18 protein-coding genes are annotated in these 16157 nt (G+C 69.5%); 12 read left to right on the top strand and 6 right to left on the bottom strand.

Translation table 11 applies throughout. The features are described from left to right. Window positions 1-3: 3 nt before the first annotated feature. Genes ACWEOI_RS31645 through ACWEOI_RS31630 form a run of 4 tightly spaced genes read right to left on the bottom strand, consistent with a single transcriptional unit; the run spans window position 4 to window position 3294 of the window. Window positions 4-615 carry a TetR/AcrR family transcriptional regulator gene (locus ACWEOI_RS31645; protein WP_452361972.1) on the bottom strand — a complete coding sequence of 204 codons (612 nt, stop codon included), beginning with the start codon at window positions 613-615 and terminating at the stop codon, window positions 4-6. After that, window positions 612-1247: a TetR/AcrR family transcriptional regulator gene (locus tag ACWEOI_RS31640; RefSeq protein ID WP_452361971.1), complete on the bottom strand. Its 636-nt coding sequence runs from the start codon at window positions 1245-1247 to the stop codon at window positions 612-614. Before ACWEOI_RS31640 ends, ACWEOI_RS31645 begins: the two co-directional genes overlap by 4 nt. Before the next feature lie 58 nt (window positions 1248-1305). After that, on the bottom strand, window positions 1306-2457 hold the full coding sequence (locus ACWEOI_RS31635; RefSeq protein ID WP_452361970.1) for a DUF3500 domain-containing protein: 1152 nt from the start codon (window positions 2455-2457) through the stop codon (window positions 1306-1308). A gap of 6 nt (window positions 2458-2463) precedes the next feature. Then, on the bottom strand, window positions 2464-3294 hold the full coding sequence (locus tag ACWEOI_RS31630) for a fumarylacetoacetate hydrolase family protein (RefSeq protein WP_452361969.1): 831 nt from the start codon (window positions 3292-3294) through the stop codon (window positions 2464-2466). 44 nt (window positions 3295-3338) lie between these two features. On the opposite strand from ACWEOI_RS31630, the gene ACWEOI_RS31625 reads away from it, so the two are divergent. Next, on the top strand, window positions 3339-4037 hold the full coding sequence (locus ACWEOI_RS31625; protein ID WP_452361968.1) for an IclR family transcriptional regulator: 699 nt from the start codon (window positions 3339-3341) through the stop codon (window positions 4035-4037). 11 nt (window positions 4038-4048) lie between these two features. Here ACWEOI_RS31625 and mhpA read toward each other — a convergent pair whose 3' ends face one another. Together mhpA and ACWEOI_RS31615 are read right to left on the bottom strand one after the other, a co-directional pair. Next, window positions 4049-5632, bottom strand: coding sequence for a bifunctional 3-(3-hydroxy-phenyl)propionate/3-hydroxycinnamic acid hydroxylase MhpA (gene mhpA, locus ACWEOI_RS31620; protein WP_452361967.1), 1584 nt, complete (start codon window positions 5630-5632; stop codon window positions 4049-4051). Between the two features lies 1 nt (window position 5633). Continuing rightward, the gene (locus tag ACWEOI_RS31615) at window positions 5634-6482 is read right to left on the bottom strand and encodes an alpha/beta fold hydrolase (RefSeq protein ID WP_452361966.1); all 849 of its coding nucleotides are present in this window, start codon (window positions 6480-6482) and stop codon (window positions 5634-5636) included. 198 nt (window positions 6483-6680) lie between these two features. Between ACWEOI_RS31615 and ACWEOI_RS31610 the strand changes: the two genes are divergently transcribed. From ACWEOI_RS31610 to ACWEOI_RS31560, 11 genes are all read left to right on the top strand, one after another. Next, complete coding sequence (locus tag ACWEOI_RS31610) at window positions 6681-7538, top strand: MlaE family ABC transporter permease (protein WP_452361965.1); 858 nt, start codon at window positions 6681-6683, stop codon at window positions 7536-7538. A gap of 46 nt (window positions 7539-7584) precedes the next feature. After that, entirely contained in the window at window positions 7585-8397 is an 813-nt protein-coding gene (locus ACWEOI_RS31605; protein WP_452361990.1) for an ABC transporter permease, read from the top strand. A gap of 4 nt (window positions 8398-8401) precedes the next feature. Beyond that, window positions 8402-9427: an MlaD family protein gene (locus ACWEOI_RS31600; RefSeq protein ID WP_452361964.1), complete on the top strand. Its 1026-nt coding sequence runs from the start codon at window positions 8402-8404 to the stop codon at window positions 9425-9427. After that, complete coding sequence (locus ACWEOI_RS31595; protein WP_452361963.1) at window positions 9424-10428, top strand: MlaD family protein; 1005 nt, start codon at window positions 9424-9426, stop codon at window positions 10426-10428. Before ACWEOI_RS31600 ends, ACWEOI_RS31595 begins: the two co-directional genes overlap by 4 nt. Further along, window positions 10416-11378, top strand: a complete 963-nt coding sequence (locus tag ACWEOI_RS31590; RefSeq protein WP_452361962.1) for an MlaD family protein — start codon at window positions 10416-10418, stop codon at window positions 11376-11378. The genes ACWEOI_RS31595 and ACWEOI_RS31590 overlap by 13 nt, the downstream gene beginning before the upstream one ends. Next, a complete protein-coding gene (locus ACWEOI_RS31585; protein ID WP_452361961.1) occupies window positions 11378-12364 on the top strand; it encodes an MlaD family protein in 987 nt (328 codons plus the stop codon). Before ACWEOI_RS31590 ends, ACWEOI_RS31585 begins: the two co-directional genes overlap by 1 nt. Then, a complete protein-coding gene (locus ACWEOI_RS31580; protein WP_452361960.1) occupies window positions 12361-13413 on the top strand; it encodes an MlaD family protein in 1053 nt (350 codons plus the stop codon). The genes ACWEOI_RS31585 and ACWEOI_RS31580 overlap by 4 nt, the downstream gene beginning before the upstream one ends. Further along, entirely contained in the window at window positions 13410-14366 is a 957-nt protein-coding gene (locus tag ACWEOI_RS31575) for an MlaD family protein (RefSeq protein ID WP_452361959.1), read from the top strand. Before ACWEOI_RS31580 ends, ACWEOI_RS31575 begins: the two co-directional genes overlap by 4 nt. Window positions 14367-14383: 17 nt before the next feature. Further along, on the top strand, window positions 14384-14974 hold the full coding sequence (locus ACWEOI_RS31570; RefSeq protein ID WP_452361958.1) for a hypothetical protein: 591 nt from the start codon (window positions 14384-14386) through the stop codon (window positions 14972-14974). A gap of 70 nt (window positions 14975-15044) precedes the next feature. Then, complete coding sequence (locus tag ACWEOI_RS31565) at window positions 15045-15929, top strand: SDR family NAD(P)-dependent oxidoreductase (RefSeq protein ID WP_452361957.1); 885 nt, start codon at window positions 15045-15047, stop codon at window positions 15927-15929. Between the two features lie 22 nt (window positions 15930-15951). Then, window positions 15952-16146, top strand: a complete 195-nt coding sequence (locus ACWEOI_RS31560) for a hypothetical protein (protein ID WP_452361956.1) — start codon at window positions 15952-15954, stop codon at window positions 16144-16146. The last annotated feature ends 11 nt before the right edge of the window (window positions 16147-16157 follow it).

The following is a 16157-nucleotide window of genomic DNA, read 5'->3' as shown; positions in this document are numbered from 1 at the left end:
GGCTTACGACCGCCCGGCACCGCTCGGCGCCGGGCGCAGCAGGCCCTCGAGCGATCGCACGAACGTCTCGATCCGAGCGTCGCCGTAGGCCTGCGGATCGCTGACCATGCGTGCCCCGATCGCGTCGATCGCCGCCAGCACCAGTACCGACAGAGCCTCGGCATCGACCGGGCCGGGCCGGTCGGCGGTGACATCGGTGACCCAGTCCTCGATATCGCGGCGCAGCAGTTCCCGGAACTCGGAGACCGCCGCGCGCACCGATTCCTCGGCCCCCTCGGTGGGCAGTGTGAACAGCCGCCACGAGCGCGGGTGTGCGACCTGGACCCGCAGATACGACAGCAGTCGCCCGGCGCCGCCGCGGGCGGCGGCCGCCTCGGTGAGTTCCGCGGTGAGCAGCGTCCTCTCGCGGTCGAGGACGGTCAGCAGCAGGTTCTCCGGCGTCCCGTAACAGTCGTAGACGACGGGCCGCACATACTCGGCCCGCTTGGCCACGGTCTGCATGGTGACCGCCGCGAATCCCGATTCGACCGCGATGGTCAGGGCCACGTCGGCGATCCGTTGCAGCCGTTCGGGGGTGACGCGGCGGCCCACCGACCGCAGACGCGGGGCGGTCATCGCTCCCACCCGATCTCGACCTGGTTCATCAGCCAGGACATGGCCGCGGAGAACCGTTCCGCCGGAAAGCGTTCCGGTTCGGCGAGCATGGCGCGCGCGGCGGCCTCGCTGGTGGACAGGGAGACCACCGCCAGCAGTTCCGCGTCGGCTCCCCCGTCGCCCAGGGGCGGCGGCAGTAGTTCGAAGTTGGTGCGGATCTGCTCGACGATGGCGGTGCGCACGGTGTCAAGGAAAGAGCGCAGCGTCTCCGGCGCCCCGGCCGGGGGCATGAAGATCAGCCGCCAGGTGTCGGGGGATTCGGAGACGACCCGCAGGAACGTGCTGAGCGCCTGCTCCATCAGCGGTTCCAGGTTCTCCCCCGACAGCACCGCCGGGGTGAGCCCGGCGGACACCGACAGCGCCTTCTCGGCTTCCCGGGTGATCAGGTCCGACAGCAGTTCGTCACGGTCGGGGTAGAACTCGTAGACCACCGGGCGGGTGACCCCGGCCTCGCGGGCGATGGCCTGCATGGTGGCCGCGCCGTACCCGTCGCGCAACACCAGGCGCAGGGTGGAGTCGAGGATCTGCTGCTGCCGCTCGCGCGGGGCCATGCGCGGCGCCTGCCGGCCACGCTTGGCGGTGTGCTCCGGCACCTGCCCTCCACTGCGTCTCGTTCATGCCGGCCGCGGGGTGCCGCGGCCCGGCCCCATCTTAATGTTCCGCATCCGGGGGGAGGTCCGCACTCGACACGGCCCGGGTCCGCAGGTGTCGCGCGCCGCGGGACCGGTCGCGGTCCCGGGCGGCGAGCAGATCGCCGCCGAGGTCGGCGTCGAGGTCGCGCAGCACACTGTGCAGATGGTCGCCGCCGCCGACGGCATTGACCGCTTCGATCAGGTATCGGCCCGCCTGAACCCGGAAATAGTGCGGTGCACCGGGTTTCAGCGCGCCCGCCCACGCGAACCAGAGACAGCCGGGGCCGGTCGCGTGCAGCGCGGTGCGCTGACGCCACCCGAGATCGGTGGGCAGCCGCGACAGATAGCAGTCGACCAGCTGCCACAGCATGGACTGCTGGAACGAATCCAGTTCCGCGCCATTGATTCCCGAGGGTTCGGCGCGGGTGAACTTCAGCGCGGCCCGGTCGGCGTCGCCGATGGTGTAGCCGGGCATACCGAGGTCGTAATGGTCCGGGTACTCGTACGCGCCCACCTTCGGCACCTGCCGGGTGACGAAGTCGGGCGGCGCGACCGGGTGGATCACCGCCCGCGCCCGCTGGTCCGCGTCGAGGGCGTGCAGCAGCGCGAAGCCGAGCCCCTCGTCCTCGGCCAGCGGCACCAGCACCCCCGCGTCGAGGGTGGGCTGGGCGCCGAGCGCCATGGGCGTGGCCGAGATCCACTGCTCGTCGATGACGGTGATGTTCAGACACACGTGATGGCCCAGGAACCGCAGGGTCCAGGTGTCCTCGAATCCGGGTCGCCCGAAGAAGGTCAGGAAGTAGGAGTCCGAGGACCGCCACGCGGGTAGCGCGGGTCCGAGGAATTCGTATTCCTCCTCGCGCAGGACGTGTTCGAGCTGGGTGATGGCGAGGATCTTGGTGAACGTACGGCGGGGCACCGCTCTGCGGATCAGGTCCCACGCCAGCACCTTCTGATGCCGGTCGAGGCGGTGCAGCGGGATGCCGGTGCGATCCGGCTTCGGGATGATGTCCCAGTCCAGCCGGCGTGGGTCCTCGAAGTCGGCGATCACGGCCTCGGCGCGCTGTGCGGGGTCGAAGGTGTCGAGCAGTCCCATGGCGATGACCAGCAGCCGGGTCGCGGTCTGCCGGTCCTCGTAGACCGCGAGATCGAGGTGTTCGTCGATGTTCATGTGCCGCTAGCCTTCCGCGCCGCGGACCGGGGTGCGCAGCACGCCGAGCCGGTCGATCTCGACCTCGACCACGTCCCCGGAACCGAGCAGCCGTGCCGGGTTGCGGACATAGCCGACGCCCTCGGGGGTTCCGGTGGCGATCACGTCGCCGGGGTGCAGGGTGAGCACGCTGCCGATGTGCGAGATGAGTTGTCCCACATCGAAGATCATGGCGGCGGTGCTGGCGTCCTGCATGAGCTCTCCGTTGACCCGGGTGCGGACCCGCAGGCCGTCCCGGAGGTCGCCGACCTCGTCGGCGGTGACCAGCGGGCCGAGCGGACCGCTGCGGTCGGCGTTCTTGCCGAGCGTCCACTGCGAGGTGAGCTTCTGGGCACGGCGCGCGGTGAGGTCGTTGAAGGTCGAGTAGCCCAGCACGGCCGCACGCGCCGAATCCGCGTCGCCACCGCGGAATTCGGTCCCGATATAGGCGGCGACCTCGCCCTCCCAGTCCAGGCCCGCTTCTCCAGCGGGGACCCGCACCGGCGCGTCGCCGACGCTCAGCGACGCGGTCCAGCGCCCGAAGACCGTGGGGAAGTCCGGGACTTCGAAGCCGCCTTCACCGGCGTGCGCGCGATAGTTGAGCCCGATGCACAGGACGCGGGCGGACGGCGGGACGATCGGCACGAATTCCTGGTCCGCGGCCGCCACGGCGGTTCCGTCGGCCTGGCCCGCGGCCATCAGCCACAGCCGCGGATCGCTCCAGAATTCCTCCACGAGGCACAGGGGAATCACGGTCGCGCCCAGCGATACCGCGACCGCCGCAGCGCCGGAGGCACTTCGAATTCCAACCAGTTTCACTGCGGGTATCCTTTTCTCGGGAATGGTCCGATACGCTCGAACACATGGAAATGCAGGACCGGACGATGACCGTTCTGGAGGCATTAGCGGATTCTCGCCGCCGGCTCACCATCCGGGAGATCTCGGCCATGACCGGAGTACCCCGTTCGTCCGTGCATCGTATTGTTCGGGGATTGGTGGCGCGGCGGTATCTGGTCGCGGCCGTGCCCGACGGTTACCGGATCGGCCCGGGCCTGCTGGGGGTGGCGCTGAGTAGTCAGCAGCAGCTGGTCACACCCATGCGGACGCTGGTCTCGAGCCTCTCCGACAGCGTCCAGGAATGCGTTGACCTGGCGGTATTCACCGGTCGCGAGGTGGTCGTGATCGATCAGGTCAGTACCGGCAACCGGCTGCGAGCGGTCACCCGAGTGGGCCGGCCGTTCGCGGCGCACGCCAGCAGCATCGGCAAGGTGCTGCTGGCCGAGCTGTCCGATTCCGAAATCCGCGCACTGCTTCCGGGCACACTGGAGAAATTCACCAGAAATACGATCACATCGGTCGGAGAATTGCTTCGTGAAATCGATATGGTGCGCATCCGGGGAATTGCGTTCGACCACGAGGAACATGATCTCGGAATCAGTGCGGCGGCGACCTCGGTGCGCGGCCCGGGCGGAATTGTCCAGGCCATTTCCATTGTCACCGGCACGAATCGTTTCCGATCCCGCCGCGCCGATTTCGTGCAGGCCCTGCGGGCCGTCCGCTAGCGGCGGTCCGCTCACAGTGACACCCGGGCGCCAGCCAACGCGGCCAGGAACCGCCGCACCATGAGCCGGACTCCGGCATCGGTGTGCGCGGTGCCGTACACATAGAAGTCCGGACGGATGAGCACCGCGTCGGCGCCGAGCCGCCGCAGCCACTCCCCGTAGGCGTCGTCGGCGTCCTCGAGTCGCACCGCGCGATAGGACGGCTGCGACCCGCCCGGTGCGGCGAGCACGCAGGGGCGGATGCCGATGGCGGCCAGCTGCCACAGCTCGAATCGGTCCAGCCCCTCGAGCAGGCGGGCGTCGCGTACCATCAGCGCCCCGGCCCCGCCCAGCAGATCGTCGAGCCGGGCAGGAAGTCGTTGCCCGTCCCGGGCGAAGCCCTGGATGGAGAGGGTGCCGCCGTGCGCGCCGTGGTGCAGGCCCGGCCCCAGCCGCGGGCGTGGCGGCCGCTCCGGCCGGGTGCGCCGCGCCCGCTCGGCCAGCATCCGGGTATCGCGGGCGCGGGCCGCGGCCGGGTCGGTGAGACAGATCAGCTTGCCCAGGCGAACCGAGAAGTCAATGATCTCGGTGGCGTGCGGAATCCGTTCGGTCGCATAGGTTTCCAGCAGCGCGCCGGTCGCCGTGCCGGACAGGACCGCCCGCAGCTTCCACCCCAGATTCATGACGTCGCGCAGTCCCGTGCACAGGCCCTGTCCGGCGAACGGCGGCATGAGGTGCGCCGCGTCGCCCGCGATCAGGGCTCGCCCGCGCTTCCAGGTAGTCGCCCAGCCCGCCTGGAAGCGGTAGGTGGCGTGGCGTTCGAGGGTCGAATTCTCAGGGGTGAAGCCGAAATCCGCGAGCAGCCACCAGGCGAAGCCGGGCCGGTCGATATCGGCGACGCGTTCGTGCGGCAGCCGCATGAACTCCCAGCGGCGACGCCCGGGGCCGCCCGGCACCATGGTATGCGGCCGGGCCGGATCGCAGGTCTGACGAGCCTCGATCAGCTCGGGCGCGCCCGGGCCGGGGGCCACGTCCACCACCAGCCAGTCCGAGAAGTACCGATTGTCCTGCCAGTGCGCGCCGATCGCGGCCCGCACCGCACTGCCCGCGCCGTCGGCTCCGACCAGGTAGCTCGCCGTGAGCTCGAGCGATTCCGCGCCGCGCCCCAGTCGGACCGCGACCGCCGCATCGAGATCGGTGTGGCCGAGATATTCCCAGCCGCGCAGGATCACGACATTCGGCAATTCTCGCAGGCGCGCCTCCAGCTGCTCCTCGAGCGCGGGCTGATGGAAGAAATAGGTGTTGTACCAGCCGGATTCGCCGTGCCCGGACCAATCCACCTCGAGCAGCACCTGATGGTCGGCGTTCTCCCAGCGGTAGAGGCCGTCGTAGGGTTCGGCGACCTCGGCGAGGGTCTCGGGCGAGAGCGCGACCGATTGCAGGATGCGCGCGAATTCGGCGTCGTGGGTCACCGCGCGGGGCAGCGGATAGTCGGCGGTCCGCTTGTCCACCAGCACGACTCGGAGTCCGGCCGCGGCGAGCTGGAGCGCCAGCACCTTGCCGACGGGTCCGCAGCCGATGACGGCGACGGCGTATTCACGATGTTCGGGAGTCATATCAGGCCGGGATCGCCGTGCTCCGGTGGTCGGCGAAGCAGGCCGCGATGAATTCCTCGACCCGCGGCATCAGCCGTTCGGGATGGCGGCGCAACGCGGCGATGGAGGGGGCGCGCAAGGATCGGGCGTCGGCCAGGCCCGCGGCCAGGGTGTCGGCGTCCTTGCGCACGTGCATCGGATCGAAGGGGTGCCCCATCACCAGGGCGCGGGTCCGCAGCTGCCGCCAGTCCGCGATCCACGGCTGGATGCCCCGGCTCAGGACCCCGGTCATGAGATGGCGGGTGGCGATCGGGTCGCGCGCCAGCACGCCCAGCGGAATGCCGCCGCGGCCGGTGCGTTTCGCGTAGCCGCGGGCCACCGGCGCGACGACGCGCAGTAGCGGGGTCAGCAGGCTGTAGCCGATCAGCAAGGGCCCGCCCCAATAGCAGGAATTGCGAATGCTGCGGTCCAGGATCGGCATTTCCAGCCAGACGCCGGTGAAGCGTTCCGGAGCGAGCAACGCCATGCGCAGCGCGTGCAGCGATCCGAAGGACGCGCCGCCGAGGAAGACCCGGTCCAATTCGAGCGTATCCAGCAGCGCCAGTACCGCGTCGGCGGAAACGCGCAGACCGTAGGCGTCGGTGCGGCGCGGCTGTTCGGATTCGCCGTGCCCGGGCAGATCAACGCAGATCACCCGATATCCGCGCGCCGCAAGATATTCCGCGATCGGCCATTGCGCGCGCATGTCGATGAGGAATTGGTGCAGCAGCACGACGACGGAGTCACCGCCGCCGTGCTCGGTGTACGCGAGTCTGCCCCATTCCACCTCGGCGAAGCGGGTGGTTGGGGTGTCGGTGGTCACGGCGGTCATCATCGTCCTCCTTACAGACTCGTACCTACAGTTTTGTACTCAATCGAGGAATTCGTCAACCACCCCCTTGACAGTGGGCTCCGACACACCCAGACTTCCAACCACCGGTGTGGACATATGTGTAGGTACCGGAGTGTAGTCTCGGTTCGCCCGGGGCCGGAAGTGCAGCGACGCCCATTCCGACAGGAGCTATCCCGAATGAACACGGCCGAGCGAGCGGTGAATCGACCGGATCGCGGACCCACGTCCTTCGCCATCGCGCGGGACAATTTCTCGGGCACGATCGGGTCGTCGATCGCCACGCTGGGCCGCTGCGTCCTCACCGGACTCGAGGCCGTGCGCGCGGGCGCCTCCGACGCCGTGCGGTGGCGCTTCCACTGGCGCGAGACCACTTTTCAGGCCTGGTTCATCGTCGGCGTCACCGCCTTGCCGGCCGTGCTCATGGCCATCCCGTTCGGAGTGATCGTCTCGGTGCAGGTCGGCAATCTGATCCACGATCTGGGCGCGGATTCCTTGATCGGCGCCGCGGGCGGGCTGGGCGTGATCCGCCAGGGCGCGCCGCTGGCGACCGGGCTGCTGCTCGGCGGCGCGGGCGCGGCGGCGATCGCCGCCGACCTGGGCGCGCGCACCATTCGCGACGAGATCGACGCCCTGCGCACCATGGGCATCGACCCGGTCGCCCGGCTGGTAGTCCCGCGCATGGTGGCCATGGTGGTGGTCGCGCCACTGCTCAATGTCCTGATCATCTTCGTCGGCGTGCTGGCCGGGTACGCGGTCGCGATCGGCGCGCAGGGCGTGACGCCGGGCAGCTACTGGTCGGCCTTCGGCTCGTTCACCGTCGTCACCGATGTCTGGGTGTCGCTGGGCAAGTCGGTGATCTTCGGATTCCTGGTGGTGGTCATCGCCTGCCAGCGCGGCCTCGAGGCCGAGGGCGGCCCGCGCGGCGTCGCCGACGCCGTCAACGCGGCGGTGGTGCTCTCGGTGGTGACGCTGATCGTGGTGAACGTGCTCGTCACCCAGCTGGTGACCATGTTCCTGCCGACCCGGGTGGCCTGACATGACGCCCTCGACACACCGGCCCGCCGCGATCCGCTACTACGCGATGAAGCGCTCCGCGCTGCTCGGACCACTCGAAAACGCCGGATTCGCACTGGGTTTCGCCTGGCACGTGCTGACCGCGGTGCCGCTGACGCTGCGCCGCTACCGGGCCGAGACCATGCGCACAATCAACAATATGACCTGGGGCCAGGGCTCCATCATCGTAGGCGGCGGCACCGTGCCGATGATGATCGTGCTGGGGCTGGCCATGGGCGCCTCGGTCGGCATCGAATCCACCGCCACCCTGGACATGATCGGGCTGGGCCCGGTGACCGGCGTGGTGTCGGCCTTCGCCAATACCCGCGAACTGGCCCCGATCGCCGCGGCCATCGGTTTCGCGGCGCAGGCCGGATGCCGGATGACCGCCGAGATCGGCTCCATGCGCATCGCCGAGGAGATCGACGCGCTGGAATCGCTGGGCCTGCGGTCGATTCCGTTCGTGGTGACCACCCGGGTGATCGCCGGCGCCGTGGCCATCGTGCCGACCTTCCTGATCGCCTTGATCCTCAGCTACCTGGCCTGCGCCGGGCTGGTGACCCTGCTACACGGCCAGGCCACCGGCGTCTACGACCACTACTTCTACCAATTCGTCAGCGGCGCCGACATTCTCGCGGCGGTGACGAAGGTTCTCGTCTTCGGGACAGCGGTGATTCTCATTCACAGTTATTTCGGCTTCTTCGCCACCGGCGGCCCCGAGGGCGTGGGCATCGCCTCCGGCCGGGCGGTGCGCGCCAGCTTCGTCGTCATCATCGCGCTGGACATGGTGCTCACTCTGCTGCTGTGGGGCATCGACAGTGCCGTGGAATTCACGGGGTGACGTGATGCCGACCTATGGAATGCCGGGGGTGCCCGTCGACCGGCGCCGCTCGCTGCTGATCGGCGTGGGCGCGGCGGCCACCGTCGCGCTGATGGCCACGGCCGCAACCGGTTACCACGCGACCCGGCCCGAGGACGGGATGCGGGTGGCCTTGTACACCGAGCAGATCGGCGACGGCATCGACGCCGGCAGCCGCGTCTCGCTCGACGGGGTCGCGATCGGGCGCGTCGACGACATCTCCCCCGGCCCCGCCGGCACCCAGCGAATCACGCTGCGGCTGACCGCGTCCCGGCTGCACGGCCTCGACGACAGCCTGCGCGTCGACTACGCGCCGGAGAACCTGTTCGGGATCAGTGAGATCGAACTGCGGCGCGGGCCCGGCGGGCAGCCGCTGCGGCCCGGCGCGGAGATCCATCTCACCGGCGTGCGCGCCGCCGACGTCTACGACGCCACCATGGGCAGTCTGCTGCGCAGCATGTCGACGGTGTCGACCGCGGTGCTCACCCCACAGCTGTCCACGCTCATCGACCGGCTGGCCACGGATCTGCGCGCCTTCACGCCGTTCCTGCAGTCGATGGTGTCGATGGCCCGCGTGGTCGCCGACAATCAGCGGCTGCAGCCCTCGCAACTGCTGGGCCGCTTCGGGAATGCGCTCGGGCCCACCTCGGAACTGGTGGACGCAACGGTCAGCACCATCGACCACATCTATCGCATCGAGGACCTGCGCAACGATCGCACCCGCATCGACGCGGGCCTGAACATGGTGATCACCCAGCTGTTCCCGACGCTGACCAGCACACTGTTCCACGCCGCGACCTTCTCCGGGTTCACCGATATGCTCGCGCCGTTGCTCACCGTGCTGGCACAGATGGTGCCCGCCCCGCAGCCCTCCGGCGCCGAGATCGCCGAACTGCTCACCCGGCTGCGCGACGCCATGCCGGACACACCGTCGGGTCCGGTGCTGAACCTGGACGTCGAGCTGAGCGGTGTTCCCGCCGTGGCCGTCCCGCTGCTCGGGGGAGCCCGATGAAGGCGGTCGGACCGGCGCTGTGGCGGCTGGCCCTGTTCGCCGGGACGATGCTGGCCGTACTGGCGCTCGTGATCAGCCTGATCCAGCGGCCGATCAACGGCGAGACCCGTTCCTACCGTGCGCTGTTCACCGATGCCAACGGTTTGAAGTCCGGCGACGACGTGCGGATCCGCGGTGTCGCGGTGGGCAAGGTCGGCGAGATCGAGCTGGCGGGGGCGCAGGCGTCGGTGCGGTTCACGGCTCGCACCGACACCGCGCTCTACGACAACAGCACGCTCGCCATCCGGTATCAGAACATGACCGGGCAGCGGTACATCGATGTGCAGCAGCCCGCCGATCCGCGCGCGCGGCTGCCCGGCGGCGCGGTCATCGGAACCGCGCACACCGTCCCGTCTTTCGACGTGACCGCCCTGTTCAACGGTTTGAAGCCGGTACTGGCGACCCTGTCCCCCGAGGCGCTCAACACGTTCTCCGAGAGCATGCTCGCCGTCATCGAGGGCAATGGGACCGGACTGGGTCCGGCCCTCGACGCCATCGGCAAGCTCGGCGCGTACGCCGGCGACCGGCAGCGGGTGATCTCGGTGCTGATGGCGAATCTGGCCGACATCTCCGACAAGCTGGGGGGACGTTCGCAGGGGCTGGTCAGCCTGCTGCGCAATCTCGCCGATGTCTACGAGTCGTTGCAGGTCAACATGAACGGGCTGCTCGACTTCGCGCTCACCGCGCCGCCGGTGCTATATCCGCTGGACAGTCTGCTCGCGACGCTCGGGCTGAATGTGGGCGACAACCCCGATATCGACGCCGTCGTGCGGCGGCTGTTCCCCGACCCGCAGCAGACGGTCGACGCCCTGAGCCGGCTGCCGGGCGCGCTGGCCGCGTTGTCGGCGTCGATTCCGAACTTCGCCGGCGCGGGGTCGCTGTGCACCAAGGGAAAGGCTGATGTGCCACCGGTTCTGCAGGTTCTGCTCCGCGGACAGCAGGTGACGATATGCAACCCGTGAGACGCCGCGAACTGCGGGCCGGGCTGGTCGCGGCCGTAGTGTTCGCCGCCGGTCTGCTGGCCGCCGCCGTGTTGTACGCCGTCCCGTTCGGCGCTCGCACCTATGTCGCCGAGCTGTCGGAGGCGCAATCGGTCCAGGCTGGCGACGACGTCCGGGTGGCCGGGGTGCCGGTCGGCACCGTGAAAGACCTGGAGCTGCGCCCGGATCGGGTGATCATGCGATTCACCGTGCGATCGGGCGTGTTCCTCGGCGATCTGACCTCCCTGGACATCCGCATGCTCACCGTCGTCGGCGGCCACTACGTGGCGGTCGTTCCCGCGGGAACGAAACCGCTGGGGCAGCAGCACATTCCGTCGGATCGTGTTCGTTTGCCCTACAGCCTGATCCAGGCCTTCCAGGACGCGACCGCGCCGCTGCGCGCCATGAACGGAAACACCCTGCGCGGCAACCTGTCCGCGCTGGCCGGATCGCTCGAGCAGAGTCCCGGCAGTCTGCGCGAGGTACTGAACGGCGTCCAGGGGTTCGTGGACGTGCTGGATCGCCAGCGCGCGGACGTGTCGCGGGCCGTGGCGCTGGCCGACGAGTACGTCACCGCCATCGACGGTGCGCGCGGTGAACTGCGGCGGCTCATCGAGAAGATCAATCTGCTCGAGACCCTGCTGGTGAACAATCGCGCCGAGCTACGGGAGGCCGTGCGGTCCCTGGACCGGGTGGTGAATCGCCTGGGTGGGCTGCAACCGGCGTGGGAATCGACGCTGAAACCCATGGCGGAGCAGCTGTCCACCGCCGCGACCCGGCTGACCGAGCTGGGCGGGAAGCTCGAGCCCCTGATCACCGCCGTACACGGCCTGCTGGAGAAGTTCCAGCAGCTGGTGCTGCCGGACGGCCAGCTGGGGGTCACCGACGTCGCCGCGACGGTGTGCGTTCCGGTCCCGGGGAAGGCGTGCTGATGTCCGACCGAATCCTGCACCGGGTCTTGGGATCTCGCGCGCTCATGTCCGTGCTGGGCGTGCTGGCGGTCTGTGCCGCGGTGGCCGTCACCTATGTGGTCGCCTTCGATCCACTGCGCAAGACCGACGCCTATTGCGCCCTCATGCCCGACGGCATCGGACTGTACCCGGGCAACCACGTCACCATGCGCGGCATCACGGTCGGCACGGTCACCGCGGTCGTACCGCAGGGAACCAAGGTCCGCGTCGATTTCACCGTGGACGCAACGCATCCGGTACTGGCCGACGCCGCGGCCACCACGGTCTCCGACACCGTCGTCGCCGACCGGGACCTGGCCGTGCTCAGCGGCGGGCAGGCCACCGAGCGCTGGGATCGTGGCCAGTGCCTGACCCGGACGCTGACGCCCAAGAGCATCACCCAGACCCTCGACGCCATGGCCCAGCTCTCGAGCGAGGTGCTGGGCCGCGACCAGGACGACACCCTCGGCCGGGCCGTCGCCGCGCTCGATTCCGCGACCGCGGGCACCGGGCCGCAGCTCAACGAGATCATCCGAAAGCTGAGCAGCGCACTGCATTCCCCGGACGCCGCCATCGGGCATCTGGCGGGGCTGATCGACGCGCTGTCCTCGCTGTCGGAGGCCATCGCGAACCATTGGGGGGACATCGAATCCATGCTGACGCGGATGGGCCCGGTGCTCGATCAGGTCAACAACGAGCTCTTCACCGAGACCGTGGTGATCATCGACGGCTTCCGGCGGGTGCTGCCACTGTTCAACGACGTCACCACGCTGTTCGGCGATCCGATCTTCGAGGCCCTCGACGCATCGATTCCGCTGCTGCGCTTTCTCGGGGCGCATGTCGGAACCTTGCGCGAGATCGTCACCAAGACACCGATTCTCACCTCGGCGGTCACCTCCGCGGTCGGCTCGGGCCGCGCCGATCTGCAGGTCACCCGGGCGGTTCTCGGCCTGGCGGGTGCGCGATGAGGGCGGCGCGCGGGCGGCGGCTCTCGACGGCGATCGCGGCGGTCACGATTCTCGCGGCTGGCGGGTGCGGCTTCGACCCCGCCGCGATTCCCGTTCCGGGAACCGGTGTTTCGGGCCTCACCTATGACATCCACATCGAATTCACCAATGTCCTGAACCTGCCGTTGCGGGCCAAGGTGGTGGCCAACGGGGCCCGGATCGGCACCGTCACCAAGGTGACGCTGGTCGACGCCGCGCCCGGGCGTGCGGGATTCGTTCGCGTTGACGCGACGGTCCAGCGCTCGGCGCACCTGCCGGCCACCACCTCGGCGGAACTGCGGCAGAACACGGTGCTCGGCGACATCCACATCGCCCTGCGCACTCCGGCGGACGGATTCGGCACGCTGCTCGACGATGACGCCACCATTCCGCTGCGGCAGACCAAGCCGCCCGTGCAGATCGAAGACGCCATGGCGGGGATGGCGACCTTCATCCAGGGCGGCGCGTTCGACAAGCTGCAGGACATCGTCAACCGCTTCAACAGCGTGCTGCCCGCCGATCCACGCGAGACCGCGCGGATCGCGGGCGTAGCGGGAGCCGATGCCCAGGATCTGGCCGCTCACCTCGATCAGGTGGACGTCTTCCTGGACGGGCTCGCCACCGACGCCGCGGTGGTGCGCACTCGCGACGAGCTGTTCGGAGAGTTGCTGACCCCGCCCGCGGTGGCGCAGGTCTCGGCGGCGATCACCTCGTTCGTCGGTGCCATCGGGGTGATCGGCGCACTCGGTCCGGTCGCGCACGCCCTGGTGTGGCTGGCCCCGCTGGTGAGCGCCGGGGACGCGGCGGCGCGCGCCTTCGTGCCGCTGGCGTTCACGGCGCGGCCGCTGGACCTGGATGCGCCGTCGAATCTGAACGCGCTGGTCGCGCTGTTGCGGGACAAGGTGATTCCGTTCGCCGAGCGCGGGCCCAAGGTCGACGTGGTGCGGGTGAGCACCGGTGATCCGGTTTCGCGCGACGAGCAGGTCGACCGGATAGTCGAGACGCTGCGCATGATCGGAGTGGTGCGATGAAGCTCGGTTCGCTGGTCTCGCTGGGCGGTATCGCCGGCATTCTGGTGCTGGGGTCGGGATACCTGGCGGTGGGGGTGGCCGGGGTCGATCCGATGGCCGAATACACCACCGCCACCATGGTTCTCGGCAATACGGTGGGCCTCGCCATCGGGTCGCCGATCCTGCTCAGCGGCGTGAGGGTCGGCGACGTCACCGCGGTGCGCGACGCCGACGCCGGGGCCGAGGTCCACTTCCGGGTGACCGGCAGGTACCCGATCCCGGTCGACAGCGCCGTGAGCATCGAGCATCTGTCCGCGCTGGGCGAGCCCTACGTGGAGTTCACGCCGAAGTCCGAGGGCGGGCCGTATCTGCGTGACGGACAGACGATCTCGGCCGAGCGGATCTCGCGGCCGCGCTCGATTCCGGAGGTGGCGCGGCTGATGACGCAGGTGCTGAATCAACTCGATCCGGCGGCCATGAGCCGGCTCACCGGCACCTTCGGCGGCGCCCTGGACGGCACCGACTCGGCCATGGCCGACCTCGGTCGCTCGACCGCGCTGCTGGCCGCAAGTCTGGACAGCCGCCTGCCCGAGATCACGAAGACGTTCACCGACATGCAGACCATGGCCGACGACATCGACTGGGTCGCGACCGCGGCTCCGGCCGCCGCACCGCCGTTCGTGGAATTCAGTGTGCGCGTGGACCAGATCGCCCAGGCGCTCGGGCGGCTGTTCCGGGCGGGCGACGGCCCGCAGATGTACCTCGACGAGAACGGGCTGGTGCCGTTCCTGACCCGGCTCACCGCGTGGGTCGACACCGCGGGGCCGGAGCTGGCGCCGCTGGTTCCGGTGCTGCGTCCACTGGTGGACGACGCGGTGGCGCAATCCCCCCGCATCGATCTGAGCCGCCTGATCAGCGCGGCGCTGGACGGCGTCGGCGACGATGCCGTCCGGCTGCGGATCCATCTCAAATGACCGACCGAGGAGCCCCCATGCCGACCACGACCACCACCGAAGATACTGCCACCGACCAGGCTCCGGAACCGAAGGTCCGCGTGCGCACCGCCCGATCGGTGCCCGTGACGACCATCGCGCGCGGCGCGGCGTACCTCGGTGTAGCGGCCGCCCTGTGCGCGACCACCGCACTGTGGCTCTCGGCCCGCGGCGACGCCCGGCACGAGCGAGACACGGCCGCCGGCAATCGGCACGCCGAGCAGGTGGCCGCGGACTACGCGGTCGGCGCGTCCAATATCGACAACGCCAACTTCCAGGCCTGGGTCGACCGGCTCAAGACCAACACCACCCCGCAGCTGGCCAACAAGTTCGACGCCACCGCGCCCAAGCTGCAGGAGATCCTGATCCCGTTGAAGTGGACCTCCACCGCGAAGCCGATCACCGCCAAGGTGGCGAGCGAGTCCGGCGGGGTGTACAAGGTCAACGCCTTCGTCAGCGTGACCTCCACCAGCGCCCAGACCCCCGACGGCGGCCAGATGACGGTCACCTACAACGTCACCGTCGACAGCAACGCGGGCTGGAAGATCACCGACGTCGGCGGAATGGACGGCGCCATGCCCCTCAAATAGCCGCCGCCGCTCGAGTAGCCACTGCCCCAAGGCCATTCCGGCACCCACTGATCGACGACAAGGGAAGAACATGTCCGCACCCGCAGCACGCTCGGTCGACAAGGCCGAGATCGTGATCACCGGAGCCACCAACGGCATCGGCAAGGAGATCGCCCGCGACCTCGCCACCCGCCACACCCGCCTCACCCTGATCGCCCGAAATCCGCGCAAGGCCGCGGAAACCACGGCGGAACTGCTCGCACTGGGGGCCGCGCACGTCGATGTCGTCGAGGCCGATCTGTCCGACCTGTCCTCGGTGCGGGCCGCGACCGCGCGACTCCACGACCGCCTCGACCACATCGACGTCCTGGTGAACAACGCGGGCATCACCCTGTTCCGCAGCGAGCCGCCGACCGTGGACGGTTTCGACGCCATGATCGCCACCAACCACCTGGCGCCGTTTCTGCTCACCGTCGGCGTCCTGGACCTGCTGACCAAGACCCCCGGGGCCCGCGTCGTCAACACCGCCTCCGAGGCCCACCGCCACGCGCGCCGCCCCGACGCGCCCACCCTGGCCCGGCCGACGGAGTACGGGGCGTGGGGCGGACAGCTGGTGTACGGCCAGTCGAAGCTGCTCAACATCCTGTTCACCAAGGAATTGGCACGGCAGCTGCACGGCACCACCGTCACCGCGAACTGCTTCTGCCCCGGCGCGGTCTCCACCGGCCTGGTCCGGGACAGTTCCGCGGTCAGCAGCACCTGGTCGGTGGGCGCGCGGGCCCGCATCCTGCGCCGCCCCGCCGCCGGGGCGCGCCCGGGCCTGCGCCTCATCCTCGATCCCGCCCTGGACGGGGTCACCGGGCGGTTCGTCACCTCCACACCCGGGCTGCGCTTCCTGCCGCCACTCGCCGCCCTCTCCGATACCGCACTGCACCAGCGCATCTGGCAACGCAGCGCCGAGCTCACCGGGGTGTAGCGGTGCGCGCGCCACGTCGACCGTGACCTCCCCGCCCCGCTTCATCCGCACGCGCTACCGGCGCGAGATCCTCGATCACCTGGGCACCTGCCCCGTCTGCGGCTATCCGTCGCAGGCGCACGTGGTCACCACGGAATTCCTCAGCGGTGACCACGAATCCACCCTGTTCGTCACCTGTGGCCTGAGCTGCGGGTGGCAACAGTCCACGCCCTCCTGAATTAGGAGCGA

It is taken from the genome of Nocardia sp. NPDC004340 (assembly GCF_053602575.1).
The sequence above is the reverse complement of the archived record's forward strand: the minus strand, read 5'-3'. Positions and strand labels throughout refer to the sequence as shown.